Source organism: Amycolatopsis sp. WAC 04169 (genome assembly GCF_003947535.1).
In the GTDB taxonomy this organism is placed as follows: Bacteria; Actinomycetota; Actinomycetes; order Mycobacteriales; family Pseudonocardiaceae; genus Amycolatopsis; species Amycolatopsis keratiniphila.
The window spans coordinates 201,496-226,333 of sequence record NZ_QHJI01000009.1 but is presented as its reverse complement, the minus strand read 5'-3'; the positions used below and the strand labels follow the sequence as shown (position 1 = coordinate 226,333).

The window sequence follows — 24,838 nt, the reverse complement described above, 5'->3', positions numbered from 1 at the left end:
TTGCTCACATGAGCATAGGAAGGGGATGTAAGCAGTGTCAACATCGACGAAGAGTGGTTACCACCACGGCGACTTGAGAGCGTCACTGCTGTCCACGGCGATGCGCATGCTCGAAGCCGGCGAACAGTTCTCTTTACGCGCCGTCGCACGCGAAGCAGGCGTTTCGGCGACAGCGCCGTACCGGCACTTCGCCGACAGGGACGCCCTGGAGTCGGCATTGGCCGCGCAAGGCTTGCGCGACCTGAAAGAAGACCTCGCGAAGGGACGCGAACTCCCGGCCTCAGTGGAGGATCTGGCCGAACTCGCGGTCGCCTACGTCGATTTCGCCTTGCGTCGCCCGGCACTGTTCCGCCTGATGTTCGGAAACGCCTGCGACACGGGAAGCGAGGAACGCGTCCAAGCCGCGGCGGACATCCACGACCTCCTGCGAGTGGCGATGACGCACGTGTTCTCCGAACCCTCGGACGCCCTCGCCTCGGCGGGCTGGGCACTCGCCCACGGGCTCGCGTACTTGTTCCTGGACGGCAAACTCCAGGTGGAGTCGGACGACGAGATCGCCGAGCAGGTACGCGCCGCGTTCACCGCGATCCTGGCGGCACGAGCACGCTAACCGGTGTTGACAGTGCTCACATCGACGCTTATGGTCGCGAATGTAAGCATTGTAAACATCCAGGGAGATCCGATGACACAGGAAACGGTCACCGTCGATCTGGGCGGACGCGCGGTCGACGTCCCGAAAGGCGGCCTGTACGACCGCTACCGCATGGACACCGACCTGGACGCCGTCGCCGCCGACCCGCGCGTGAGCGGCGTCGACTTCTTCCGGCGCCTCCCCAAGGCGCGGGTCGACTCCCCGATCGGCCCGACGCTGACGCCCAATTTCTACTACCGGATCGCGACGGCCCGGCTGACGTTGACGGCGCCTTCACGGGCGATCCGGCGCCGCCTTCCCGAAGCGCTCGCTCCACTGGAGGTCGCGCCGGGCCTCGGCCTGGTGTCGGTGATGGTGTTCCGGTACGACGTCTGCGACATCGACTTCTACACCGAGGCCGCCGTGGGCGTCGCGGTCCGGCCCGCCCGGCACGGACGGCTCGGCTTCTTCGATCTCGTGACCGGGCTCAAGAACGAACACCTTCACTCGTACGTGCTGTCCCTTCCGGTCAGCAGCGACATCGCCCAGGTCCGCGGCCACGACGGCTACGGATTCCCGAAATGGGTGACGAGCCTCGAGGTCGACATCGACGTCGAACGCACCGAAGCGCGCGTGGCGAACGACCGAGGAGAGACCGATCTCGCCCTTTCGGCGGCGACGCCACGCCAAACCCCGCACAAATCCGGCGAGCGGGTTTCGAGCCTCACGTCGTACACCACCATCGGGGACGCGTGGCATGCGACGCAGAGCCAGACGAACGTCCTTTCGGCCGGAAGCACGACGTTCCCGCGCGGCGTCGACCTCCGGCTGGGCGACGGACGCCTCTCCGATGACCTACGCTCACTCGACCCGCGCAAGCCGATCCGCCTCGACGTGATGACCGAGGGGCAGCTCGCGCTCCACATGCCGGTCCCCACCTCCGTCCGGGAACAGGAGGCCCGCAAATGACCAAACGCGTCTTGACCGTCGTCACCAACGTCGGCCACTACGACGATCCGTCCCACCCGACAGGCTTGTGGCTTTCCGAACTCACGCACGCCTACCACGTCTTCGCCGAGCGCGGGTTCGAGCAGACGATCGTCAGCCCCCAGGGCGGACGATCGCCGCTCGAACCCCGATCGCTGAAGTTCCCCAACTACGACAAGACCGCCAAGGCCTGGCGCGCCGACCCGGACCGGATGGCACTTCTGGAGAACACCGCCGCCCCGGACGAAATCGACTCGGCGGACTTCGACGCGATCTACTTCACCGGCGGCCACGCGGTCATGTACGACTTTCCCGACAGCGAAGGACTGCAGCGGATCACCCGCGAGATCTTCGAACGCGGCGGCATCGTTTCCTCCGTCTGCCACGGTTACTGCGGCCTGTTGAACACGAAACTGTCCGACGGCTCGTATCTCGTCGCGGGACGCAAGGTCACCGGCTTCGCCTGGCGCGAGGAAATCCTCGCGAAGGTGGACAAGCTCGTGCCCTACAACGCCGAAGAAGAGATGAAGAAACGCGGCGCGCGCTACGAAAAGGCCAAGCTGCCCTTCGTCTCCTACGCGGTGGTCGACGGCAATCTGGTCACCGGCCAGAACCCGGGCTCCGCGAAGGAGACTGCGAAGAAGGTGGCGGAACTGCTGTGATCAGCCGATCCCGCTGCCGGGCGGGAACCATTCGACGGCCTTGAAGTCCCCGCTTTCGACCCGTTCGAAGGTCGCACTGCTCAGGCACGGCGGAACGATCTGCTTGTGCTCGGGGTCCGGGCCCCAGCTGTAGCCGAGCCGGTCGCGCTTGCCGTTGTCGTACACCGTCATCCCGACGCGGCGGTCCTTGAGGCCGGGGACGTCCGTGTCCTCGACGATGCCGGTGACGACGGCGACCGGGCCACCGACGACCAGGCAGTCGATCCGGCCCTTGAAGTAGGCGGAGAACCCGCCGCCCACGTGGCTGACCCGGAAAGTCCCCTTGCTCTCCGGGAAGAGACCGTGCGCGTCGAAGGCGAACCGGACGTCTTGGCCGTCCTTGCGCAGCATCTTGGCGCTGCCGACCAGGCTCGGTTCGGCCGGTTTGCCCTTGCCCGCTTCCTCACCCGACGCCGGACCGGCCGCGACGAGTGTCGTGGCGAGGACCATCGCGGCACCGACGGCCGCGAGTTCTCGTGATCGTTTCATCTTCTACCCCTTGAATCCCCTGGTCGCGGAGCTTTTCCGCATTTCTCACCATCCCGGGGCGCCGGACGGTGACGACTCCCCCGCGCAGGGGAAGCGCCTCCCTCATAACGGGGATTTCCGGTATTTGGGATACCAAGCGCCGCACACTAGGCTGGGCGCGTGACCTCGACGATCGCGGTGACCCGGTGGATTCCCGACGAAGCGCTGAAAGTGCTCGCCGAGGCCGGGGAGGTGAAACTGTCGCGCGCCGACCGGCCGCTGACGCCGGACGAACTGCGCGAGTTCGTCCGCGGCTCGTCCGCGATCGTCGGCATGCTGCACGACCGGATCGACGGCGACGTCGCCGACGCGGCGGGCCCGGATCTGAAGGTCGTGGCGAACGTGGCCGTCGGCTACGACAACATCGACGTCCCGGCGCTGGCCGGACGCGGGATCACCGTCACCAACACCCCCGGGGTGCTCACCGACGCCACCGCGGATCTGGCGTTCGGGCTGATCCTCGCGGTCACGCGACGGCTCGGCGAAGGCGAACGGCTGCTCCGCTCCCGCACCCCTTGGTCGTTCCATCTCGGTTTCCTGCTCGGCTCTTCGCTGCAGGACAAGACACTCGGGATCGTCGGGCTCGGCCAGATCGGGCAGGCGGTCGCGCGGCGGGCACTCGGTTTCGGCATGCGGATCGTCTACTCAGGACGATCGAGAGCCGCCGAAGACGTCGAGAAGACCCTGGGCGCGCAGTACGTGCCCTTCGACGAACTGCTGCGAAGCTCCGACGTCGTGTCGTTGCACTGTCCGCTGACGCCGGAAACCCGGCATCTCGTCGACGCGGACGCGTTGAAGGCGATGAAACCGGGCGCGTATCTGATCAACACCACGCGCGGCCCGGTCGTCCACGAGGCCGCGCTGGCCGACGCGCTCGAAGCCGGGGAAATCGCCGGCGCCGGCCTCGACGTGTTCGAAGCCGAACCCGAGGTCGAACCGCGCCTGCTCGACCGCGAAAACGTCGTCTTGACGCCGCATCTCGGATCGGCGACGGTCGAGACCCGTACTGCCATGGCCGTGCTCGCGGCCGAGAACGTCGCGTCGGTGCTCACCGGCGGAAACCCGCTGACGGAGGTTCGTCCATGACTCGTGTGGTCATCGCGCCCGACAAGTTCAAGGGAAGCTTGACCGCGGTCGAGGCCGCGGAGGCGATCGCCCACGGCGTCCGCGACGCGCTGCCCGAAGCCGAGGTCTCGTCCTGCCCGGTCGCCGACGGCGGCGAAGGAACCCTCGACGTCCTCCTCGCGGCGGGCGGCCACCTCGTGGAACTTCCCGTCCGAGGGCCGCTCGACGACACCGTCGACGCCCGCTACGTGACCCTCGACGGCACGGCCTACATCGAATCGGCCCGCGCTTGCGGGATCGAGTTCGTCGAGCCGAGCCCGGAGGTGGCGCTCGCCGCGCACACCTGGGGCGTCGGGGAACTGCTCGCGCACGCGCTCGACAACGGCGCGCGACGGCTGGTGCTGACCGTCGGCGGGACGGCGAGCACCGACGGCGGCGCCGGGATGCTGGCGGCGCTGGGTGCCGGGGTCTTCGACGCGTTCGGCGCGCCGGTCGGGCTCGGCGGCGGCACGCTGAGCCGGGTCGCGCTGGCCGAACTCGGCCCGGTGCGTGACCGGCTCGGCTCCGTCGAGGTCGCCGTCGCCACCGACGTCACGAACCCGTTGCTCGGCCCCCGTGGCGCGGCCGCGGTCTTCGGCCCGCAGAAGGGCGCGGGCCCGCGCGAAGTCGAGCAGCTGGACGAGTCCCTGTCCCGCTGGGCGCAGGCTTTGCGGAGCGCCGGGGCGCCCGACGTCTCCGATCTTCCCGGAGCGGGCGCGGGCGGCGGGGTCGCCGCGGGCGCGATCGCGGGACTCGGCGCGAGCGTCGAATCCGGGTTCCAGCTCATCGCCGGGCTCACCGGCGTGGCCGGCGCCATCGAACACGCCGACCTCGTGATCACCGGTGAAGGCTCACTGGACGAGCAGAGTCTCGACGGCAAGGCTCCGGCGGGTATCGCGGCCCGCGCGCGGGAGCACGCGGTGCCGCTGATGGTGCTGGCCGGGCGGATCCAATTGGACCAGAGCCAGCTCACCGGCCTCGGAGTCGTGGGCAGCGCCGCCCTGATCGACCACGCGCCTTCGCTCGACCACGCGCGTGCGCACGCGGCGGAACTCCTGCGCGAGCGGGCCGGCGAGCTGGTCCGCACTTGGGCCCGTAGTTGAGCCTGGGCAGCGACGCCTGAACCCGCGGGGTCAGCTGCCGGGCTGGGGCTGAGCCTGCGGGAGTACGGCGAAGGCGACTTCGCCGGTTTCGTCCTGCTGGACGTCGAGGACCTTGTCGTCGAGCAACTCGGCCGCCTCCGGCTCCAAGAACACCTTCGGGCCGCCGTCGGCGCCGAGGACCTTGTCGCCGCTTTCCGGCTCCGGGGCGACGGAAACGGCGAGCTGAGGACTGTCCCCCTGCTGGGAGTGCATGGCGAACCGCAGCCCGCCTCCATCCTGGCCGTTCTCCTGCCCGGTCAGTGCGGTGATCGCCTCGGCGGCGGCTTCGGTGACTGTCAGCATCTCTGCCCTTCCTTCGTCGCGGTCTTGCACTTGACCGACCACGCTAGGGGGTGTCGGCACGGCCCGCCGTCTGAGTGAAGATCATTTTTCACCGACGTCCGGCTCCTCTTCGGCCAGCCGCATGGCGTGCGACTCGCCTTCGCGGATCTCCGCCGGCGTGGTCCCGAACCGGTCGGCACCACTCCAGTGCTCGGGCGGTTCGACCCCTTCTTCGAGCGGGTCGACACGGAGTTCGTCCTCGTCGAGCGCCTCACTGGGATCCAGCGTTTCCGGCTCCGCGCTCTCACGATCGCTCATGGGCCGCTCCCTCCTGGTCGGACGTTGCCCGGGGCGTGCTGTACTCGACCCCGTCCCGGTGGCTTACCCGGCGTCTCCGCAGGCCAAACGGCGGCGCTGTCGCGGGGATCACAGTTTCTCAGGTGGTTCATTAGCTTCACAAGTTTGTGAAACAAGGAGTAGCGTCGTCGGTATGACCACCACCAGGTGGGCGCCAGGGCACCGGATCATCCGGCGCGCGCCGGAGCGGCACCACGAACTCGGCAACCATGCCGCTTGGTACGTCGTCGCCGGGGTCGCCGCCACCGGCCTGCAGGCGGTGCTGTTCCTTCTCCTGCAGCCGGTCCTCGGCCCGCAGTTGGCCAATCTGGTCGCGCTCGCGGTCACCACCGTCGGGAACACCGAGTTCCACCGCCGGGTCACCTTCGCCACCCGCAAGAGTCACGCGGGCAAGCGGCATTTCCAGGATCTGGTGACCTTCGCCTTCTACGCCGTGTACGGCTCGATCGTGCTCGCCTCCCTCGACGCGGTGATCACCGAGCCGACCGCGCTGGAACAGACCGGCGCGCTGCTCGCGGCCAGCGTCGTGGGCGGCATCGCGCGCTTCGCGGTCCTTCGCTGGTGGGTCTTCGCGCGCCGGAACGCCTAGGCGGTGTCCGGCCGGCCTGCGCGATGGGCTTCGTGATCCAGGTGGCTCCTGGCGGTGCGGGCGGATCGCCCTCGTACCGGGTCGTACTCGGGCGCATCCGCCCGTACCGTCAGGGGCGACCTGGGCGCGAAGACCGCGCGCAGGCCGGCCGGACACCGCCTAGTCTTCATCGCGTGGCAGAGATCAACGGCCCGCACGACGGCGGCTCGGAACCCGATTACCGCTTCACGCTCGCCAACGAACGGACCTTCCTGGCCTGGCTCCGGACGGCGCTGGGCCTTCTGGCCGGCGGCGTCGCCGTCCATCAACTGGTCCCCGACCCGAGCGCGCTGAGCACCGTCCTGGCGGGGCTGTGTGTCGTACTGGCCGCCGTGCTCGCGGCGAGCGCCTACCCGCGCTGGCGACAGGTGCAGACCGCGATGCGCGCGGGACGGCCGCTGCCGAAGAGCGGGATGCTGCTCCTGCTGACCGCCGGAATCCTCGCGATCACCCTGACCGCGGCGGCGCTGGTGGTCTTCTCGTGAACCCGTCCGATCACGGAGCGCAAGCGGAACGGACCGGGCTCGCGTGGCGCCGGACCGCGCTCGCGGCTACTGCCTGCACACTCCTGCTCCTGCACACCGCGGCCCGGCGAGGATGGGGCACGGCGGTCGTCCCGGTCGCCTTCGCGGGGGCCATGGTGATCACTTTGACCGCCGTCGGCGCGATCCGTGAACGAGCACTGCGGCGTCCGGAAACCCCGAAACCTCTTAACCCGATCCTTGCTGTCACAACGTCGGCACTCGTCGTAGCGACCGCGGCCGCTTTGATCGCGGTGCGCTAATCGCCGCGCACATCCAGCGACGCCGAAGCCTGTTTTCGCGACGCAGAGTCTCGGTTGTATTAAGCCGACTCCGGCGAATGGGCTATCTCTAGTTGAAATCTTTACTGCCGTCCGATCGACGCCTACGATTACGCTGCGTCGCAACGGCGGCAGATGAATCTGATCTTACGGAGCATCTGCCGCCCTCAATCGTTACGGAGTGTTGACCCCTCGACAGCGACGGTCGCAGGGTCGGCCGGGGAGGACGACCATGCAAGCAACTTCAAGCGCGTCCAGAACCGTCACCCCCGATGCGGTCCCCGGATACACGACTCCGGAGAACCTGCCTCGACCGGGCGGACGGCTGACGAAGGAGGACCTCGATCCCCTCGTCAAGGACGCGGGCGACGGGAATCCCGCCGCCATCCAGTCCCTGCTGCGGATGATCGGCCCGGTCGTGGTCCGGTACTGCCGCGCCAGAATGGGCGGCCGCGACCTGTCCTACCTGTCGGCGGACGACGTCGCGCAGGAAGTGTGCATGGCGGTGCTGAAGGCGCTGCCCGGCTACCAGGATCGTGGCGGTTCGTTCCTCTATCTCGTGCACGCCATCGCCGCCAACAAGGTCGCCGACGCCTACCGCGCCGTCTCCCGTGACCGGTCGGAGCCGGTCCCGGAACTGCCCGAGCGGCCCATCGCCGACAACGAGCCCGAAACCCACGCCCTGCACCTCGACCTCGGTGCCCGGCTCAACCGCCTGCTCTCCACCCTCCCGCGGGTGCAGCAGGAGATCCTCGCCCTCCGCATCGCCGTCGGCCTGTCCGCCGCCGAAACCGCCGAGGCGCTCGGGATCTCCGCCGGCAACGTGCGCGTGACGCAGCACCGCGCACTGGCCCGCCTGCGGACGATGGTCAAGCAGGACGAGTTCTGATCTTTCGTCCCCCTGCCGCAGGTCGTCGATCGGCGGTTCTCAGGCGCCCGGTCCCCGCGCCGCCCACTTTCTTCCTTTCCCCGTTTCCCGCCGGGATTTCGTCGTGTCTCACGAAAGGCGATAGGCCCGCCGCGCCGTCCCGTCGAAGAACTCCAGCCGCTCGGCATCGCTCAGCGAACCCGTCAGCGAAAACGCCGTGTCCACGACGACCTCGTACGCGGCCGCGAGTTCGCAGACCGGCCAGTCGGAGCCGAACATCAGCCGCGAAGCCCCGAAAGACTCCAGCACGTGTTCGGCCCAGCGCGCCAGCTGACCCACCTTCCACCGTGCCCAGTCCGCCTCGGTGACGAGTCCCGAAAGCTTGCAGTACACGTTGTCCAGCTCCCCCAAGGCCGCGACGCCGTCCGCCCACGGCTGCCATTCGCCCGAGGCGATCGGCGGCTTCGCGGCGTGGTCGAGCACGAAAACCTGGTCCGGCAACGCCTTCGCGACGGCGAGGGCCGCGGGAAGCTGAGGCGGTTTCACCAGCAGGTCGTACGCCAGCCCGGCCTCGCCGAGAGCGGCGAGACCACGCAGGACGTCGGACCGCGTCAGCCACGACGGGTCCGGCTCGTCCTCCACCTGGTGCCGGATTCCCACCAACGGCCCCGAAAACGAGGCCACGCGCTCGGCGACGCCGGGGGCGGTGAGGTCGGTCCAGCCGACGACGCCGGCGATCAGCGGTTCTTCTCGTGCCGTCGAAAGGAACTCGCGCGTCTCCTCTTCCGACGAGACCGTCTGCACCAGCACGGTCCCCTTCACCCCCGCCGCCTTCGTCACCGCGCGGAGGTCGTCCACTGTGTACGGACGGCGGATCGGTTCCAGCGCCGTGCCGGTCATCCACGGGTAATCCCGTCGCGACGGGTCCCAAAGGTGGTGGTGCGCGTCGATCACGGCTGTCCTTCCTCCCTCAGCACGGTGTCCTCACGCAACAGTCCCGCACGGATCAGGTCCGCCCACAACTCGCGCGGCACCGGGCGGCGGAAACGTTCGGCGTTGAGCCGGACCTGCCCGGGATCGTGCGCGCCGACGACGACGGACACCACCGACGGATGCGCGGCCGGCAGCGCCAAAGCGGCTTGCGGGAGCTCGACACCGTGCCGCGCGCAGACGTCGGCGATCCGCTGGGCGCGTTCGACCAGTTCGGCCGGAGCCTCGGCGTAGTCGTACATCGTGCCCGGCTCCGTGGTGGCGAGGATCCCGGCGTTGAACGCGCCGCCCGCCACCACGTCCACCCCGCGTTCCGCGCACAGCGGGAGGAGATCGTCGAGGGCGGGCTGGTCGAGCAGGGTGTACCGGCCCGCCAGCAGGATCACGTCGAGATCGAAGCGGCGGACGAATTCGGCGAGCATCGGCGCCTGGTTCATCCCGGCGCCGATGGCGTCGACGACACCCTGTTCGCGCAATTCGAGCAGCGCGGGGAAAGCGCCGTCGACGGTGTCCTCGAAGTGCTCGTCGGGGTCGTGCACGTAGACGACGTCGACGCGGTCGAGCCCCAGCCGCTCCAGACTGTCCTCAAGCGACCGGAGGATCCCGTCGCGGCTGAAGTCCCAGCGTCGTTTGTACGCGGCGGGGACGACGAAACCCTGCGAGTCGGTACGCGAAGCGCCGTCGGGATCGGGCTCCAGCACACGGCCGACCTTGGTCGAAACGACGAAGTCCGCGCGGGGATACGCCGACAGCGCCGCGCCCAGCCGTCGTTCCGACAGCCCGAGACCGTAGTGCGGGGCGGTGTCGAAATACCGGATGCCTTCGTCCCACGCCCGCCGGACGGTCGCTTCGGCCGTCTCGTCGGTGATGGCGTGGTACAGGTTGCCCAGCTGCGCGCAGCCGAGCCCCAGCGGGGACAGGGGGATCTTCACGGAAGCTCCCAAACGAGGCCGATTCCCGAATCCTTGCCCGAGTAGTCGTCTTCGACGTCGAGCAGTTCGGACATCCGCGCCTGCCAGGGAATGTTGGCCGGATGATCGCGCAGGACCGCGCGCATCTTCGCGTAGTCCTCGACCTCGACCACGTGGAACAGGTCGAGACCGTCCCGCCAGATCCGCCACGAACGCACGCCCGCACCGCGCAGGGCTTCGTCCAGATCGGGCGGGATGACGGCGTGGACCGACTCGTATTCGGCCTCCTTGCCCGGCTTCAGCCGGGTGTGGAGTGCCACTCTTTGTAGTGCGACACCGTGGGTCACCGCGCCTCCTTCATTCGAAACATGGCACTCTGTCAACTAACACTCAAACATCCGAGGTCTTCGGGGAGGGCGGTGGAACATGCCGGTCACCGATGTCGCGATCGACAAGATCAAGGACATGATCATCTCCGGCGAGCTTGCTCCGGGCGACAGGCTGCCGAAGGAGGCCGAACTGGCCCAGCGGCTCGGCCTGTCCCGCAGTTCGCTGCGCGAAGCGGTGAAGGCGCTGTGCCTGATCCGCGTGCTCGACGTCCGCCAGGGCGACGGGACGTACGTCACCAGCCTCGAACCGAATCTCCTCCTCGACGCGATGACGTTCGTGGTGGACTTCCACCGCGACGACACCGTGCTGGACTTCCTCGCCGTCCGCCGGATCCTCGAACCGGCGGCGACGGCGCTGGCCGCGCTGCACATGAGCGACGAGGACATCGCGGAACTAGGCCGCCTGCTCGACGAACTGGCCGACTCGCCGACGGTGGAGGCGCTGGTCGCCAACGACCTGCAGTTCCACCGCAAGATCGCCGACGGTTCCGGCAATCCGGTGCTGTGCTCGCTGCTGGACAGCCTGTCCGGCCCCACCGCGCGCGCCCGCATCTGGCGCGGGCTCACCCAGGAGGGCGCGGTCGCGAAGACCCGCGAGCAGCACACGGCGATCTACGAGGCCATCGCGGCCCGTGAGCCCGAACTCGCGCGTTCGTGGGCCACCGTGCACGTGGCGGGGGTGGAGCAATGGCTCCGCAACGCGCTCGGCACCGCCGACGACCCCACTTCGGCCGCCGAAGCTTCCTGACACCGCTCTCTCCTCTCTCACGCCCTCTAACCGGCCCTTCGCGCGCTAGGAACGGTCCTTTCCTCGCAAAATTCGCAAGGAAAGGACCGTTCATTGCCTCGGCGAGGGGGCTAGGTCTGGGCCTTCCCACCGGCGTAGCGCGAAATGATCAACGCGACCAGGATGATCACGCCGTAGATCGCCTTCAGCCATTCCGGCGGCACCTGCGCCACCTGCAGCAGGTTGGTGACGGTCTGCAGCAGCAGCACGCCGGTGAGCGCCCCGACCAGCGTGCCCTTCCCACCGTCCAGTGAGACACCGCCGATCACCGCAGCCGCGAACACCTGAAGGATCAATCCGTCGCCCTGATCCGCACCGAGGGCGCCGACGTAGCCGGTGTACGCGAGCCCGCCGAGCGCGGCCAGCACACCGGCCACGACGAAGACACCCCAGGAGATCCGGTCGACGCGGATACCGGCGGCCCGGGCGGCTTCCCGGTTGCCGCCGATGGCGTACAGCGACCGGCCGATCCGGTGATACCGCAGCCCCAGCCCGAACACGGTGAACAGCGCCGCGGCCAGCCACACCGACATCGGCAGCCCGATGAACGTCGTCGTGGCCAGCGCGGTGAACACGTCCAGCTGGTCGAAGAGCGTCTTCCCCTGCGTGGAACCGATCTGCGTGCCGCGCAGCACCGTCAGCATCGCGAGCGTGACGATGAAGGCGTTCAGCTTCAGTTTGACGATCAGGAAACCGTTCACGAAGCCGACCGCGGCCCCGGCCACCAGCACGGCGAGGATGCCCGCGAACCCGGGGATCTCGGTGCCGAAACCCGAAGAAGCCACCGGGATGACCAGCATCGCGCCCAAGGCGGGCGCCATGCCCATGGTGGATTCCAGTGACAGGTCGAACTTCCCGGTCAGCAGCACGAGCGACTCGCCCAGCACCACCATCGACAGCGCGGCCGAGGCGGACAAGATCCCGACGATACTGCCGAAGGTCAGGAACGTGTCGCTGATCAGTCCTCCGATGATCAGCACCACGACGAGCGCCGGCACGAGCGCGAGTTCGCGCAGCCAGCGGAACTTCCGGCGCTTCGGCGGGGCCGCGAGCGTCGAAGTCTTCGGATCGGTCATCAGTTCGGTCACCGCTCGACTCCTTCGATGTCGGCCACCAGGTCGCCGTCGGACCAGCCCGCCGGGTGTTCGGCGACCACGGCACCGGCGCGCAGCACCAGCACCCGGTCGCTCAGGCGGAGATCGTCCAGCTCGTCGCTGACGATCAGCACCGCCTTGCCCTCGGCGCGCACCCGGTCGACGACCGCGAGCAGCGCCTCCTTCGATTTCACGTCCACGCCCGCGGTCGGGTTGATCAGCACCACCAGGCGCGGATCACCGGCCAGCGCGCGGGCCAGGACGACCTTCTGCTGGTTGCCGCCGGAAAGGTCGGACACCGGCTGGTCCGCGTCGGCCGCGACGATGTCGTAGTCCCGCAACGCCCGCACGGCCCGGCCGTACCGCGCGCCCGGTGCCGCGAGACCGCCTTTGCCCATGCGATCCAAAATGGACAGTGTGGCGTTGTCCGCGATGGAGTGCTCCAGCACCAGTCCTTCGTGATGGCGATCCCTCGGCACACAACCGATCCCGGCGCGGATCGCGGCCGGGATGTCGCCCGGCTTCAGCGGTTTCCCGTCCACCCGGACCGTGCCGGAGGACGGCGAACGCAGTCCGTACACGGTTTCGGCGACCTGATGCTTGCCGCTGGCGTTGCTGCCGGCGAGCCCGATCACCTCGCCGCGGTGGATCCGGAACGTGACGTCGTCGAACCCGTCACCGGAAAGCCCGTCGACGGCCAGGACCTCGGCGGCGTCCGCGTCCAGTGCCTCGCGCGTGGAGGCGTCACGGACGGAAAGCCCGCCCTGTTCGCCGGTCATCGCGTCGATCAGCTCGGCACGGCCGACCTCCGAAACGGGCGCGGTCAGGATGTGCTTGGCGTCGCGCAGCACGGTGACCGCCTGGCAGACCTCGTACACCTCGTGGAGGTGATGCGAGATGAACAGGAACGTCACCCCGTTCGCCTGCATCTGCCGCATCCGCGCGAAGAGCCGGTCGATCGCCTGGCTGTCCAGCTGCGCCGTCGGCTCGTCGAGCACGATGAACCGGGCGCCGTAGGAGAGCGCCCTGGCGATCTCGACGAACTGCCGGTCCTCCACCGAAAGCTCGCCGGCCGGGGTTTCGACGTCGACCCCCACGCCCCAGGAGTCGAGCAGTTCCCGTGCCTGACGGCGCAACCGCTGCCAGCCGATCGCGAACCCCTTGCCGGACTGGCGGTTCAGGAACAGGTTCTCCGCGACGGTCAGCTGCGGGACGACCATCGCGTGCTGGTAGACGCAGGCGACCGCGCGTTTCCAGTCGTCCTGTTTGGACAAGGGCGGCGCGGGGACGCCGCCGAACTCGACATGTCCGGTGTCCGTTTTGGACAGTCCGGTGAGGATGGAGACGAGCGTCGATTTCCCGGCCCCGTTGCGGCCGACGAGCGCGTGCGACTCGCCGGGGTGCACGGTGAGGCTGACGTCGGACAGCGCCACGGTCGGTCCGTAGCGTTTGCCGACACCCTGTGCGCTGACCACCGGCACGGCGGCGGACCCGGCGGGCAGCGCGCTCACAGGTTGTTCCCCCAGAGCGCCTTGTCGTCCACGTTGTCCTTGGTGACGACGGGCGCGGGGAGCTGGTCTTCGAGGATCCCCGGCCGGACCTCGACGACGGTGCTGCCGTGATCGGTCGGCCCCGCCTTGAAGGTCTCCCCCGCCATCGCCTTCTTGATCCAGTACATGCCGTACTTGGCGTAGTCGTCGGCTGGCTGCGAGACGGTCGCGTCGAGTTCGCCCGCGCGGATCGCGGCCAGCTCTTGGGGGATGCCATCGTTGCTGACCAGCACCACGTGCTTCGGGTCGCCGACCGGGAAGTAGAGGTTCTTGCGTTTGAGCGCCTGCTGCGTCGGCGCCAGGTACACGCCGCCCGCCTGCATGTACACGGCCTTGATGTCCGGGTTCGCGGTCAGCAGGCTGTCCAGGCCGGACGAGGCCTTGTCCGCCTTCCATTCGGCGGCGACCTCCAGCACCTGGACGCCGGGGAACTTCGTCTTCATGCACTGCCGGAACGCCTCGGACCGGTCGCGGCCGTTGACCGAGGCGAGGTCGCCCATGACCTGCACGACCTTGCCCGACGTGACCTTCGCGCCGATCGCCTCGCACGCCTTGGTGCCGTACGCCTTGTTGTCCGCGCGCACCACCATCGCGACCTTGCCGCCCTCCGGCGCGACGTCGACCGCCACCACCGGGACCCCCTTGTTCTCCGCCGCCTTGAGGCCCGCCACGACGGCGGCGGAGTCCAGCGGGGTCACGACCAGACCCTTGACGCCCTGGTTGAGCAAGGTGTTGATGTCGGTGATCTGCTTCGCCGGGTCGCTGTCCGCGTTGACCGTCGGTAACGCCTCGACGCCCTGTTCCTTCGCCTTCAGCGGTACGTAGTTGTTGTAGGCCTGCCAGAACGGCGAGGTCAGCAACGGGATCGTCGCGCCGACCTTGCCGCCCCCACCCGCGCCGGGCTGCGGCGCGTTGTCTTTGGTGGACCCGCAAGCCGAAAGGGCCAGCCCGAGCGCGGTGGCCGCGGCGGCCACCTTGATCACCCTCGTACGCACCGCATCCTCCTTGATGGCAGCGAAACTACTGGTGGTGGACCGGGCCGCGCGGACGCAGCCCGTACATCCCTCCGTCGACGGCGAGCGCCGTGCCGGTGGTCGAAGCCGACAGCGGGCTGGCGAGGTACACCACCGCGTTCGCGACCTCGTCCGCGGTGACCAGCCTGCCCATCGGCTGACGGGCGGCGAGCGCGGCGCGTTCGGCCTCCGGATCGCCCGCGGCGTCGAGCAGCCTGCCGACCCACGGGGTGTCCGCGGTGCCGGGGCAGACGCAGTTGACGCGGATCCGGTCGGCGAGGTGGTCGGTCGCCATCGCCAGGGTCAGCGAGAGCACCGCGCCCTTGCTGGCCGAGTACAGCGCGCGGTTGGGCAGGCCCGCCCACGCGGCGATCGAACAGGTGTTGACGATCGCGGCCGAGCGCGAGTTCTTCAGATGCGGCAACGCCGCCCGCGCGAGCCGCACCATGCCGACGACGTTGATGTCGAGCACCCGGTGCCATTCGTCGTCACCGTTGGCGGTGACGTCGCCCTGCGCGCCGATGCCCGCGTTGTTGACCAGGACGTCGAGCCCGCCGAACCGCTCGGCGACCGCGGCGATCGCCGAGCGGACCTCCTCGTCGGAGCCGACGTCGCAGCGGAATCCGGTGAGGCCCTCGGGAAGGTCGCCGGGATTCAGGTCGAGCACCGCGACCTTCGCCCCGCGCGCGGCGAGCAGGTCGGCGGTGGCCCTGCCGATTCCCGAGGCACCGCCGGTGACGGCGGCGACGAGGCCTTCGAACTCACTCACTGGTTTGTCTCCGTCCACTCTGGACCGTCGGGGAAGGTGAACCGGCGCAAGGTCGCGTCGTGCATCCTGGCCGAGAAACCCGGCGCGGACGGGGCGACGTAGCGGCCGTCGACGACGGCGGCCGGATCGGTGAAGTGCTCGTGGAGGTGGTCGACCCATTCGATGGACCGGTCGGTGTCGCTCCCGGACACCGCCGCGAAATCGAACATCGACAGATGCCGGACGAGTTCGCACAGCCCGACCCCGCCGGCGTGCGGGCAGACCGGGACCCCGAATTTGGCCGCCAGCAACAGGATCGCCAGGTTCTCGTTGAACCCGCCGACCCTGGCCGCGTCGAGTTGCAGCACCGAGATCGCGCCGGCCTGCAGCAACTGCTTGAACACCACGCGGTTCTGCACGTGCTCGCCGGTGGCCACCCGGATCGGGGCGAGCGCCTTGGCGATCGCGGCGTGCCCGAGCACGTCGTCCGGCGAGGTGGGTTCCTCGATCCAGTACGGGTCGTACGGCGCCAACGCGGTCATCCAGGTGATCGCGGTCGAGACGTCCCAGCGCTGGTTCGCGTCGACGGCGACCCGGATGTCCGGGCCGACGGTCTCGCGGGCGAGCTTCATCCGGCGGACGTCGTCCTCGAGATTCCCGCCGACCTTCAGTTTGATCATCTCGAAGCCGTCCGCGACGGCCTGTTCGGCGAGCCGGACCAGTTTCGCGTCCGAGTAGCCGAGCCAGCCGGGGGACGTGCTGTACGCGCGATAGCCGTCGCGCTCGATCTTGGCGATCCGTTCCGCGCGGCCAGGTTCGGCGGCGCGGAGGATGTCGAGCGCCTCCTGTTCGGTCAGCGCGTCGGAGAGATACCGGAAGTCGACGAGGGAGACCAGCTCCTCCGGCGACATCCCGGCGGCGAACCGCCAGACGGGGAGCCCGGCGATCCGCGCGGCGAGATCCCAGGCGGCGTTGACCACCGCGCCGATCGCCATGTGCGCGACACCCTTTTCCGGGCCGAGCCAGCGCAGTTGCGAGTCGCCGACCAATGCCCGCGACAGGTCACCGAGCGCGGCGGCGTCGGTGGGCACGTCCCTGCCGACGACATGCGGTTCCAGCGCGCGGATCGCCGCGGCCTGGACGTCGTTGCCGCGTCCGATGGTGAAGGCGAGCCCGTAGCCGTCCGGGCCGCCGTCGGTGTGCAGCACGACGTAAGCGGCCGAGTAGTCCGGGTCCGGGTTCATGGCGTCCGAACCGTCCAGCTCCCGCGAAGTCGGGAAGCGGACGTCGAGCACCTCCATGCCCACGATCTTCGCCATCACGCCTGCCTGACGTTCTGACGCTGACGGCCGAGGCCGTCGATTTCGAGCTCGATGACGTCGCCTTCGGTCAGGTACGGCTTGGGCTCGGGCTGGCCGAGCGCGACTCCCTGCGGGGTGCCGGTGTTGATGAGGTCACCGGGGCGCAACACCATGTACTGGCTCACGTAGTGCACGATCTCGGCGACCGTGAAGATCATGTCCTTGGTCGACGAGTCCTGCTTCTTCTCGCCGTTGACCCACAACCGCAGGCCGAGGTCCTGCGGGTCGGCCACCTCGTCGGCGGTGACCAGCCACGGGCCGAGCGGGTTGAAGTTCTCGCACGACTTGCCCTTGTCCCAGGTGCCGCCGCGTTCGAGCTGGAACTCGCGCTCGGACACGTCGTTCGAGACGGTGTAGCCGGCGACGTACTCCAGGGCCTCTTCGGTGCTTTCGAGGTAGCGCGCGGTCTTGCCGATGACGACGCCGAGCTCGACCTCCCAGTCGGTCTTGGTCGAGCGGCGCGGAACGAGCACGTCGTCCGCCGGGCCGACGACGACGTCGGGAGCCTTCATGAACACGACGGGCTCGGCGGGGACCTCGGCGCCGGATTCCTCGGCGTGCTGCCGGTAGTTGAGGCCGATGCAGACGACCTTGCCCGGCCGCGCGATCGGCGCACCCACCCTGGCCTGCGCGAATTCAGGGCCTGCTTCGGGCAGCTCACCGGCGGCCAGCGCGGCCGCGACCCTGGCGACACCGTCGCCCGCGAAGAAGCTGCCATCGATGTCGGCGGTCAGCGCCGAGAGGTCGCGCAGCGTGCCGTCCCCGGCACGTACGAACGGACGCTCACTTCCCGGCTCCCCGAGTCGCAACAGCTGCACGGATTTTCCCTTCCAGCCGAACCGTCAACAATCAACGGCTCCAACAGCAACGAACAGACATCCGATGTATACCCGACGACCTCCGACGAGATCTAGGGGCCACTCGGATTTGTCCGGAAAATTGATCGGATCAGTCTTGCGAAGTGGGGGTGGCGAGAATCACAGGGGGAATAGTTACCTACTCTAAGCAAGTTGTTCCTCGCGGAACCTTGGCTGGGGAAAGGAAGAGCATGACCATCGCGCCCGAGCGAGTGGAAGAAACCGTCGCGCGCCCTCTCACGACCGGACGCGCCCGGTTCGTCCTGATCCTCGGCGGCCTGTCCGCCTTCGGGCCCCTGTCCATCGACATGTACCTGCCCGCGCTGCCGCAGATGGCGGGCGAACTGCGCGCGGCGGACGCGACCGTGCAGCTCACGCTCAGCGCGTTCATCATCGGGCTCGCCATCGGCCAGCTGATCCTCGGACCGCTGTCCGACGCGATCGGCCGCCGCAAACCGCTCGTGGCCGGGCTCGCGCTCTACATGGTCGGCTCGATCCTGTGCGCCGTCGCGCCGACCGCCGAACTGCTCATCGCCGCGCGCGGTGTCCAGGCCTTCGGTGCCGCGGCGGGCATCGTGATCGCCAGGGCGACCGTGCGCGACCTCTACTCCGGCACCGCGATGACGAAGTTCTTCTCGCTGCTCATGCTGGTCAACGGGCTCGCCCCGATCCTGGCGCCGATCATCGGCGGCCAGATCCTGAACTGGACGTCGTGGCGCGGCGTGTTCGTCTGCCTGACCGTGTTCGGCGGGCTCCTGCTCGCCGTCGTCTTCTTCCTGCTGCCGGAACCCCTGCCCGAGGAGCGCCGCACGCCCGCACGGTTCGGCTCGGTGCTGCGGAAGTACGCGAGCCTGCTCCGCGATCGCGGCTTCCTCGGCTACGCGCTGGCCTCGGGGCTGATGTTCGGCAGCCTGTTCGCCTACATCTCCGGCTCGTCCTTCGCGCTGCAGGGCGTCTACGGGCTCAGCCCGCAGGCGTACAGCCTGGTGTTCGGGCTCAACGGCATCGGCATCGTGGCCGTCGGGCAGCTGAACGGGCGCATCGTCGGACGTTTCCCGGAGCGGACGCTGCTGACCGTCGGCCTGGTCGTCGCGGCGGTGGCCGGCTTCGGCGTGCTGGCCGCGACGGTGCTGGACCTCGGGCTGATCGGGCTGCTGATCCCGCTGTTCATCCTGGTGTCGAGTATCGGCATGGTCGCACCGAACGCGAGCTCGCTCGCGCTCGCCGAACAGGCGCGGTCCGCCGGTTCGGCGTCGGCGCTGCTCGGCGTGCTGCAGTTCGTCGTCGGCGGGCTGGCGACGCCGCTGGTCGGGCTGGGCGGTCCGGGCACCGCGGTCCCGATGGGGATCGTGATGGCGGGCTTCGGCGTGCTCGCGCTGCTGGCCTTCGGGACCATGACGCGGCCTTCGCGGGCCTTGGTCGTCCAGGCGGCCTGACTCGCCTTCAAACGCTAGGAAAGGACCGTTCCTTGCAAATTTTGCAAGGAACGGTCCTTTCCTAGCATCCGAAGGGGTCACACGAGCGAAGTGAGGTCAGCGGTCCTCAACTGCTCCGCGGTCACCGCCGCGCGCCCCTCCACCAGAGCCTTCAAGGCGTCCCCGTCATCCCACTGGTTGACGTTCATCGCGGCGGCCACCTGCCCGTCCCGCAGCCAGAACGCGGTGAAGTCCCGCGCCGCGAGATCGCCCCGCACCACCAGCTCGTCGGTTTCGGGATCGGCGAGACCGCGGTACTCGCATCCGAGGTCGTACTGGTCCGAGAAGAAATACGGGCTCCGCAGATACGGCTCGTTCTCCCCCAGCAGGTTCCCCGCGACGTGCTCGCCCTGCCACTTCGCGTTCGACCAGTGCTCGACGCGGACGCGTTTTCCGTAGCGGGGGTGGAAATGCGCGGCGATGTCGCCGATCGCGTAGACGTCGGGCGCGGCCGTCCGCAGGCCGGCGTCGGCGCAGACACCGCCGTCGTCGGACAGTTCCAGCCCGGCGGCGTGCGCGAGGTCGACCCGCGGCGCGGCGCCGACGGCCACCAGCACGACGTCGGCGGGGAGTTCGTCACCACTCCGAAGGCGGACACCGGTCACCCCGTCGGCGTCACCGGTGAAGCCCTCGACGCCTTCACCCAGCCGCCAGTTCACTCCATGCTGGGTGTGGAGGTCCTTGAAGACGCCGGACACCTGCTCGCCCAGCACCGCGAGCAACGGCGAGCCGACCTGGTCGACCACGGTCACCTCGGCGCCGTGTTCCCTGGCGGCCGCCGCGGCCTCCGTCCCGATCCAGCCCGCGCCGACGATCACCACCCGCCGCGCGTCCTTGAACGCCGAGCGGAGCGCCAGCGCGTCGTCGAGGGTGCGCAGGGTCCGCAGCCCCGGCAGATCCGCGCCGGGCACCGGCAGCGAGCGCGGCCGGGAGCCGGTCGCGAGCACGAGCCGGTCGAAGCGGTGTTCGCCGCCCGCGTCGTCGTGCACGAGCCGCGCGCCGAGCTCGATCTTGGTCGCGGTGACGCCGCTCCGGAACGCGATGTCCTTTTCGCCGTAGAAACCTTCGCCGTGCACCCAGTCGGGTTCATCGGCCTTTCCCAGCAGAAGTCCTTTGGACAAGGGCGGCAATTCGTACGGGCGATGCGTATCGGTGCCGAGGAGCACGATCTCACCCTCGTAGCCGCGTTCTCGCAGCGCTCCGGCGGCCGTCGCCCCGGCGAGACCGGCGCCGACGATGACGATCTTCCTGGGTTCGGACATCCATGACCTCCCAAGCAGTCCCTCCCCCGGACGCTACTCCCGTCTCTCCCCGTCCGGCCTAGCGAAAGCGGAAGTCGATCACGAAACGCGGTATCGGTTAACCCATCAGTAGGAATGTGGGGTAACCGGCGTCACGCCCCCCAAAGCGCCTCGTCCCAGCCTCGGATGAAGAAAGGGAGATCATGGGATACGGGAGGATGAGGACGTTGGCACCCCGGGACGAATGGTCGGTCGGCTGCCGGGATCTCGCGGGCAGGCGCAGGGACGTGACGGTGTTCGTGAGCAGCGACAAGATCGTGCTCGTGGCGCCGCCCGGAGAGGCCGCCGTACTCGGGCCGCTGGACGTGGGGCGCCTGCGCGCCGCGCTCCGCGACGCCGTGGTCGCGGTGGCCGAACATCCGGACCACAGTGAATGACAACTACCGTTCCTACTTCTGAGTAGGTAGAGTCGGCTCCGTTCGGAAGGAGCCGGCCATGACCACCTACTTCGTGACGGGCGCGACGGGTTTTCTGGGAAAACGCCTGGTCGCGCGCCTACTACGGCGACCCGAGACCGTAGCCGTCCACGTACTCGTGAGGGAGACCTCACGCGGGAAGCTCCCGAGCCACGAGAAGCTCGTTCCCGTCACCGGCGATCTGACCGAACCCTCGCTGGGCATCGATCCCGCCCGCCTGGGCCCCCTTGACCACGTCGTGCATCTCGGCGCGATCTACGACCTCACCGCGGACGAAGCGGCGAACCGTGCGGCCAACGTCGACGGCACCCGCAACGTCCTGGAGTTCGCCGCCGCCGCGAAGGCCGGGCTCTTCCACCACGTCTCGTCGATCGCGGTCGCCGGGCAGTACGCCGGGCGGTTCACCGAGGCCGACTTCGACCTCGGCCAGAGCTTCGCGTCGCCGTACCACGCGACGAAGTTCGAAGCGGAGAAACTCGTGCGAAGGCACGGGAAAACGCCGTTCCGCGTGTACCGGCCGTCCGCCGTGGCCGGTGATTCGCGCACCGGTGAGATGGACAAGATCGACGGTCCGTACTACTTCCTCCCCGCGATCTCGCGGCTCGCCGCGCTGCCCCGCCGTCTTCCGCTGGCCGCCCCGGATCTCGGCGCCACGAACCTCGTTCCGGTCGACTACGTCGTCGAAGCGATGGAACACCTCATGCACGTCGACGCGCCCAGCGGCAGCACGTATCACCTCGCGTCGCCCCGCCCCCAGCCGCTGCACGAGGTCTACAACGCCTTCGCGCGGGCCGCGGGCGGGCCGAAGATCTCCGCCGTCCTCCCCTCGCGGCCGTCCGGGGCGCTCAAGCGCGCCGGCACCCGGCTGGCGAAATCCGCGGCCGCCGGATTCGACCGGGTCCCCGGCGGGCGATCGGCCCGCGCGGCGGTGCTGGCGGAACTCGGCATCCCGCTCGAAGTGCTGCCGCATTTGAGCATGGAGGTCGACTTCGACACGAGCGCCACCACAGCAGCGCTCGAAGGCAGCGGGATCACCTTGCCCCCGTTGAAGGAGTACGCCGGTCCGCTCTACCGGTACTGGCTCGCACACCTGGATCCCGACCGCGGCCGCCGCCGTCCCGGGCCGGAACCGCTCGACGGCCGCAAGATCCTCATCACCGGCGCGTCTTCGGGTATCGGGCGCGCGTCCGCGCTGGCCGTCGCCGCGAGGGGCGGCGAAGTGATCCTCGTGGCCAGGCGCGCCGACGAACTCGAAGAGGTCCGCGAGCAGATCGTCGCGGCGGGAGGCAAGGCGTCGGCGTATCCGTGCGACCTCACCGACGGCGGCGCCGTCGACGCTCTGGTCAAGGACGTGCTCGCCGCGCACGGCGCCGTCGACATGCTGGTCAACAACGCGGGCCGCTCGATCCGGCGGTCGCTTTCGCTGTCCACCGAACGGTTCCACGACTTCGAGCGCACGATGGCGATCAACTACTTCGGCCCCGTGCGGTTGACGCTGGGCCTGCTGCCGTCGATGACCGCGCGCGGCTTCGGCCACGTCGTCAACGTGACCACCCAAGGACTCCAGACCGACACCCCGCGGTTTTCCGCTTACCTGGCCTCGAAGGCCGCACTGGAGGAGTTCGGGCTGACCGCCGGGCGGGAAACGCTTTCCGACGGCGTCACCTTCACCTCGGTCCGGATGCCGCTGGTGCGCACCGACATGATCGCCCCGACCGGCTCCTATCGCGGCATGCCGTCGAGCTCGCCCGAACGCGCCGCCGCCCTCGTGGTGAAGGCGTTGGAGAAACGGCCGGAGATCCTGAACCTGCCGGAGGGTACGGCCGCCGAGCTGGTGACGCTCGTCGCACCGAAGACCGCCCGGTTCTTCGCCCACCTCGTCTACCGCGCGATGCCCGAGTCCGCGCCGGAATCCCGTGGCCTGCCCCGGAAGGCCCCGCTCGCCTCGGTGGCGGGCGCGGTCACCCGGCTGGTCTGGCGCCGTCGTCCCTGACGTCCCGCCCGGGGCTCGATCGGGGGACGCCCCCGGCCGCTACCATCGGTTTCCGATACGCCGGGGGGTCGGCGGGCACGGGCCGAGGCAGGACGACCGGGAAGGGGCAGTGTGGACGTCGCCAGTCCCCCGCTGTCGACCGGACCGGACGCGGAGGTGGTACGTCCGTCCAGGACAGTGCTGCGGCTTTCCCTGCACGCGGCCTGGGTGCTCGCGCTCGCCGTCGCCACCGAACTCCGGGTGGGGCGCTTCGGTTTCCACCCGTCGGACCAGGGTTTCATCCTCGCCCAGGCCTGGCGGGTGCGGCACGGAGAAGTGCCGCATTCCGACATCATCTCCGCACGGCCGCTGGGTTCGGCGTACCTGCACATCGTCGACTTCGTGGTGCCGGGACCGCTGTTCTTCGTCTCCAGCGTGCTCAGCATGCTGGAGATCATCCTGGCGACCATCGCGTTCGCGGTTTTGGTCACCCGCCGCCGCGTCCGTGACTGGGGGCCGGGGCTCACCGGGCTGACGGCGGCCGCGTCGCTGCTGAACCTCAACGCGTTCCCGCTGATGGCGTGGCACACGATCGACGGGATCTTCCTGACCGCGTGCGGCGCCTGGGCGCTGGATTCGGGGCTGCGCAACGGCAAGGCGTGGCCACGACGGCTCGGCCTGGTGCTGCTGGGCACCTCGGTGTTCGTCAAGCAGAGTTTCGCGCCGGTGCCGCTGATCGCGCTGTGCTGGCTGCTGCTGCACCCGTCGCTGCGCGAGGGAGCGTTCCGCACCGGCCGCTGGTGGGGGCGGCTGGTCTGGGATCTGCTGGCGCTGGGCGCTTTCCTGGTCTTCTACGTCGGAATCGTCACCCTCGACGGCGGGCTCGGCGCGATGGCCGAGCAGCTCACCGGCGGTCTGCCCGCGTACGGCGAGCGGCTTCTCGGGCTGTGGCTGGAAAATCCCGCGTCCCTGCTGCGGCCGCCCGTGCGGGGCTTGACCTTCTTCCTGATCGCCGGCGTGTTCCTCGCCCTGCTGGGGATCTTCCGCGACCGCGCCGGTTTCGCCGGGGCGCTCCTCGCCCGGCTACTGCTCCTCGCGGGGGTGGCGGTGGTGGTCGGCACCGTCGTCGACGGGCATTTCACCGGCGCGTCGCGCTGGGCGGACGTGCTCTGGTGGATCCTCGGCGTCGCGCTCCTGGTGAACTGGGCGGCGACGCGGCGCTTCCCGAGAATGGGCGCGCTGGTCTTCGCGACCGGCTTCATGACCAGCCTGTCGTGGGGCAACGACACCCCGACGTTGTTCACCGGGACACTGGCGCTGACGGCGATCCTGCTGCTCGCGGACGCGCTGCCGCCCCTGCCGGAACCGCCTCGCCTGATCGGGCTCGTGGGTGCCACGGCGATGGGCCTGGTCGCGGTGCTGGCGTCGGGCTGGGCCGTGGTCGCGCATCACGACGAAGCCGCGTACCTCGACATGGCGCACGAGAAGCTGACGGGCGACCTCGGCACGGTGACGCCGTCGATGCGCGGTATCCGGACGAATCCGGGCACCTACACCTACATCTCGCAGATCCAGGACTGCGTCACGCGTTTCCCCGCCGGGCGCACGGCCGTGCTGCCCGACAACCCGTTCGCCTATCCCGCCTTCGGCCTGCGCAACCCGTTCCCGCTGGAGTGGCCGCTGCCGCTGGAGATCGTCGCCGATGCCCCGGAACGCATGCTCGCGACGGCCGACGGGCTCAACCGCGACGGCGACTACCTGGTGCTGTTCCAGACCGTGAGCATGCCGGCCCTGGCCAAGGGCGGGCCGGTACCCGCGCAGGTCGCCGAGGACGCGCCGATCTTCGACTACCTCGGGCTGGAGAACGCGCTGCGGGCGCGGCTCACCGGGCAGACCGTCACCTGCGGCAGCTTCATCGGCAAGTGGGCACCCCGCCCCTGACGC

26 protein-coding genes and 1 pseudogene are annotated in these 24,838 nt (G+C 69.3%); 14 read left to right on the top strand and 13 right to left on the bottom strand.

From position 1 onward, the window contains the following. The first annotated feature begins 34 nt into the window (after positions 1 to 34). The 3 genes from DMC61_RS26275 to DMC61_RS26265 all read left to right on the top strand — a co-directional run bounded on the left by DMC61_RS26275 (position 35) and on the right by DMC61_RS26265 (position 2,280). Positions 35 to 610 (top strand): TetR/AcrR family transcriptional regulator, encoded by a 576-nt coding sequence (locus DMC61_RS26275; RefSeq protein ID WP_125692074.1) that lies wholly within the window; start codon positions 35 to 37, stop codon positions 608 to 610. Between the two features lie 72 nt (positions 611 to 682). Next, entirely contained in the window at positions 683 to 1,600 is a 918-nt protein-coding gene (locus tag DMC61_RS26270) for an acetoacetate decarboxylase family protein (protein WP_125692072.1), read from the top strand. Then, the gene (locus tag DMC61_RS26265; protein WP_125692070.1) at positions 1,597 to 2,280 is read left to right on the top strand and encodes a type 1 glutamine amidotransferase domain-containing protein; all 684 of its coding nucleotides are present in this window, start codon (positions 1,597 to 1,599) and stop codon (positions 2,278 to 2,280) included. Before DMC61_RS26270 ends, DMC61_RS26265 begins: the two co-directional genes overlap by 4 nt. Here DMC61_RS26265 and DMC61_RS26260 read toward each other — a convergent pair whose 3' ends face one another. Next, entirely contained in the window at positions 2,281 to 2,808 is a 528-nt protein-coding gene (locus DMC61_RS26260) for a hypothetical protein (protein ID WP_125692068.1), read from the bottom strand. 159 nt (positions 2,809 to 2,967) lie between these two features. Between DMC61_RS26260 and DMC61_RS26255 the strand changes: the two genes are divergently transcribed. Then, on the top strand, positions 2,968 to 3,933 hold the full coding sequence (locus DMC61_RS26255) for a D-glycerate dehydrogenase (protein ID WP_125692066.1): 966 nt from the start codon (positions 2,968 to 2,970) through the stop codon (positions 3,931 to 3,933). After that, entirely contained in the window at positions 3,930 to 5,054 is a 1,125-nt protein-coding gene (locus DMC61_RS26250) for a glycerate kinase (RefSeq protein WP_125692064.1), read from the top strand. Before DMC61_RS26255 ends, DMC61_RS26250 begins: the two co-directional genes overlap by 4 nt. Before the next feature lie 30 nt (positions 5,055 to 5,084). On the opposite strand, the gene DMC61_RS26245 is transcribed toward DMC61_RS26250, so the two are convergent. After that, positions 5,085 to 5,396 (bottom strand): hypothetical protein, encoded by a 312-nt coding sequence (locus DMC61_RS26245; protein ID WP_016336340.1) that lies wholly within the window; start codon positions 5,394 to 5,396, stop codon positions 5,085 to 5,087. Positions 5,397 to 5,492: 96 nt separating this feature from the next. Next, positions 5,493 to 5,693 (bottom strand): annotated as a pseudogene (locus DMC61_RS26240) (hypothetical protein); the annotation flags it as partial. A gap of 172 nt (positions 5,694 to 5,865) precedes the next feature. Between DMC61_RS26240 and DMC61_RS26235 the strand changes: the two are divergent. The 4 genes from DMC61_RS26235 to shbA all read left to right on the top strand — a co-directional run bounded on the left by DMC61_RS26235 (position 5,866) and on the right by shbA (position 8,051). Beyond that, entirely contained in the window at positions 5,866 to 6,321 is a 456-nt protein-coding gene (locus DMC61_RS26235; protein ID WP_125692062.1) for a GtrA family protein, read from the top strand. Positions 6,322 to 6,494: 173 nt separating this feature from the next. Next, positions 6,495 to 6,845 carry a YidH family protein gene (locus DMC61_RS26230; protein ID WP_125692060.1) on the top strand — a complete coding sequence of 117 codons (351 nt, stop codon included), beginning with the start codon at positions 6,495 to 6,497 and terminating at the stop codon, positions 6,843 to 6,845. Beyond that, positions 6,842 to 7,144 (top strand): DUF202 domain-containing protein, encoded by a 303-nt coding sequence (locus DMC61_RS26225; protein WP_125692058.1) that lies wholly within the window; start codon positions 6,842 to 6,844, stop codon positions 7,142 to 7,144. The genes DMC61_RS26230 and DMC61_RS26225 overlap by 4 nt, the downstream gene beginning before the upstream one ends. A gap of 250 nt (positions 7,145 to 7,394) precedes the next feature. Next, positions 7,395 to 8,051 (top strand): RNA polymerase sigma factor ShbA, encoded by a 657-nt coding sequence (gene shbA, locus DMC61_RS26220; protein WP_233594953.1) that lies wholly within the window; start codon positions 7,395 to 7,397, stop codon positions 8,049 to 8,051. Positions 8,052 to 8,159: 108 nt separating this feature from the next. Here shbA and DMC61_RS26215 read toward each other — a convergent pair whose 3' ends face one another. Genes DMC61_RS26215 through DMC61_RS26205 form a run of 3 tightly spaced genes read right to left on the bottom strand, consistent with a single transcriptional unit; the run spans position 8,160 to position 10,251 of the window. Continuing rightward, the gene (locus DMC61_RS26215; RefSeq protein ID WP_125692056.1) at positions 8,160 to 8,984 is read right to left on the bottom strand and encodes an amidohydrolase; all 825 of its coding nucleotides are present in this window, start codon (positions 8,982 to 8,984) and stop codon (positions 8,160 to 8,162) included. Continuing rightward, entirely contained in the window at positions 8,981 to 9,952 is a 972-nt protein-coding gene (locus tag DMC61_RS26210) for an aldo/keto reductase (protein ID WP_125692054.1), read from the bottom strand. Before DMC61_RS26210 ends, DMC61_RS26215 begins: the two co-directional genes overlap by 4 nt. Further along, positions 9,949 to 10,251: an L-rhamnose mutarotase gene (locus tag DMC61_RS26205; RefSeq protein ID WP_063274963.1), complete on the bottom strand. Its 303-nt coding sequence runs from the start codon at positions 10,249 to 10,251 to the stop codon at positions 9,949 to 9,951. Before DMC61_RS26205 ends, DMC61_RS26210 begins: the two co-directional genes overlap by 4 nt. Before the next feature lie 106 nt (positions 10,252 to 10,357). Between DMC61_RS26205 and DMC61_RS26200 the strand changes: the two genes are divergently transcribed. After that, on the top strand, positions 10,358 to 11,068 hold the full coding sequence (locus DMC61_RS26200; protein ID WP_063274964.1) for a FadR/GntR family transcriptional regulator: 711 nt from the start codon (positions 10,358 to 10,360) through the stop codon (positions 11,066 to 11,068). A gap of 110 nt (positions 11,069 to 11,178) precedes the next feature. Here the strand turns inward: DMC61_RS26200 and DMC61_RS26195 are convergent, their stop codons facing one another. The 6 genes from DMC61_RS26195 to DMC61_RS26170 are packed head-to-tail and all read right to left on the bottom strand — an operon-like array spanning position 11,179 to position 17,691. After that, entirely contained in the window at positions 11,179 to 12,195 is a 1,017-nt protein-coding gene (locus tag DMC61_RS26195) for an ABC transporter permease (RefSeq protein WP_016336350.1), read from the bottom strand. Then, positions 12,192 to 13,712, bottom strand: coding sequence for a sugar ABC transporter ATP-binding protein (locus tag DMC61_RS26190; RefSeq protein WP_125692052.1), 1,521 nt, complete (start codon positions 13,710 to 13,712; stop codon positions 12,192 to 12,194). Before DMC61_RS26190 ends, DMC61_RS26195 begins: the two co-directional genes overlap by 4 nt. Beyond that, complete coding sequence (locus tag DMC61_RS26185; RefSeq protein ID WP_233594952.1) at positions 13,709 to 14,746, bottom strand: sugar ABC transporter substrate-binding protein; 1,038 nt, start codon at positions 14,744 to 14,746, stop codon at positions 13,709 to 13,711. The genes DMC61_RS26190 and DMC61_RS26185 overlap by 4 nt, the downstream gene beginning before the upstream one ends. A 25-nt stretch (positions 14,747 to 14,771) precedes the next feature. Further along, positions 14,772 to 15,533, bottom strand: coding sequence for an SDR family NAD(P)-dependent oxidoreductase (locus tag DMC61_RS26180; RefSeq protein ID WP_125692050.1), 762 nt, complete (start codon positions 15,531 to 15,533; stop codon positions 14,772 to 14,774). Next, entirely contained in the window at positions 15,530 to 16,831 is a 1,302-nt protein-coding gene (locus DMC61_RS26175) for an enolase C-terminal domain-like protein (RefSeq protein ID WP_016336354.1), read from the bottom strand. Before DMC61_RS26175 ends, DMC61_RS26180 begins: the two co-directional genes overlap by 4 nt. Further along, the gene (locus DMC61_RS26170; RefSeq protein WP_125692048.1) at positions 16,831 to 17,691 is read right to left on the bottom strand and encodes a fumarylacetoacetate hydrolase family protein; all 861 of its coding nucleotides are present in this window, start codon (positions 17,689 to 17,691) and stop codon (positions 16,831 to 16,833) included. The genes DMC61_RS26175 and DMC61_RS26170 overlap by 1 nt, the downstream gene beginning before the upstream one ends. Positions 17,692 to 17,921: 230 nt before the next feature. Between DMC61_RS26170 and DMC61_RS26165 the strand changes: the two genes are divergently transcribed. After that, on the top strand, positions 17,922 to 19,166 hold the full coding sequence (locus DMC61_RS26165; RefSeq protein ID WP_125692046.1) for a Bcr/CflA family multidrug efflux MFS transporter: 1,245 nt from the start codon (positions 17,922 to 17,924) through the stop codon (positions 19,164 to 19,166). A 77-nt stretch (positions 19,167 to 19,243) separates the two neighbouring features. On the opposite strand, the gene DMC61_RS26160 is transcribed toward DMC61_RS26165, so the two are convergent. Continuing rightward, on the bottom strand, positions 19,244 to 20,467 hold the full coding sequence (locus DMC61_RS26160) for an NAD(P)/FAD-dependent oxidoreductase (protein ID WP_125692044.1): 1,224 nt from the start codon (positions 20,465 to 20,467) through the stop codon (positions 19,244 to 19,246). A 197-nt stretch (positions 20,468 to 20,664) separates the two neighbouring features. Between DMC61_RS26160 and DMC61_RS26155 the strand changes: the two genes are divergently transcribed. From DMC61_RS26155 to DMC61_RS26145, 3 genes are all read left to right on the top strand, one after another. After that, positions 20,665 to 20,883: a hypothetical protein gene (locus tag DMC61_RS26155; protein ID WP_039922712.1), complete on the top strand. Its 219-nt coding sequence runs from the start codon at positions 20,665 to 20,667 to the stop codon at positions 20,881 to 20,883. Between the two features lie 58 nt (positions 20,884 to 20,941). Then, on the top strand, positions 20,942 to 22,915 hold the full coding sequence (locus DMC61_RS26150; protein ID WP_125692042.1) for an SDR family oxidoreductase: 1,974 nt from the start codon (positions 20,942 to 20,944) through the stop codon (positions 22,913 to 22,915). Positions 22,916 to 23,026: 111 nt separating this feature from the next. After that, positions 23,027 to 24,835, top strand: a complete 1,809-nt coding sequence (locus tag DMC61_RS26145; protein ID WP_125692040.1) for a hypothetical protein — start codon at positions 23,027 to 23,029, stop codon at positions 24,833 to 24,835. Positions 24,836 to 24,838: the final 3 nt, after the last annotated feature.

Bases quoted from the DNA above. Each gene is read 5' to 3' on its own strand.
- DMC61_RS26270 (WP_125692072.1), top strand. From the start codon at position 683: ATGACACAGGAAACGGTCACCGTCGATCTGGGCGGACGCGCGGTCGAC.
- DMC61_RS26265 (WP_125692070.1), top strand. From the start codon at position 1,597: ATGACCAAACGCGTCTTGACCGTCGTCACCAACGTCGGCCACTACGAC.
- DMC61_RS26260 (WP_125692068.1), bottom strand. From the start codon at position 2,808: ATGAAACGATCACGAGAACTCGCGGCCGTCGGTGCCGCGATGGTCCTC.
- DMC61_RS26250 (WP_125692064.1), top strand. From the start codon at position 3,930: ATGACTCGTGTGGTCATCGCGCCCGACAAGTTCAAGGGAAGCTTGACC.
- DMC61_RS26245 (WP_016336340.1), bottom strand. From the start codon at position 5,396: ATGCTGACAGTCACCGAAGCCGCCGCCGAGGCGATCACCGCACTGACC.
- DMC61_RS26235 (WP_125692062.1), top strand. From the start codon at position 5,866: ATGACCACCACCAGGTGGGCGCCAGGGCACCGGATCATCCGGCGCGCG.
- shbA (WP_233594953.1), top strand. From the start codon at position 7,395: ATGCAAGCAACTTCAAGCGCGTCCAGAACCGTCACCCCCGATGCGGTC.
- DMC61_RS26200 (WP_063274964.1), top strand. From the start codon at position 10,358: ATGCCGGTCACCGATGTCGCGATCGACAAGATCAAGGACATGATCATC.
- DMC61_RS26175 (WP_016336354.1), bottom strand. From the start codon at position 16,831: ATGGCGAAGATCGTGGGCATGGAGGTGCTCGACGTCCGCTTCCCGACT.
- DMC61_RS26165 (WP_125692046.1), top strand. From the start codon at position 17,922: ATGACCATCGCGCCCGAGCGAGTGGAAGAAACCGTCGCGCGCCCTCTC.
- DMC61_RS26160 (WP_125692044.1), bottom strand. From the start codon at position 20,467: ATGTCCGAACCCAGGAAGATCGTCATCGTCGGCGCCGGTCTCGCCGGG.
- DMC61_RS26155 (WP_039922712.1), top strand. From the start codon at position 20,665: ATGAGGACGTTGGCACCCCGGGACGAATGGTCGGTCGGCTGCCGGGAT.
- DMC61_RS26150 (WP_125692042.1), top strand. From the start codon at position 20,942: ATGACCACCTACTTCGTGACGGGCGCGACGGGTTTTCTGGGAAAACGC.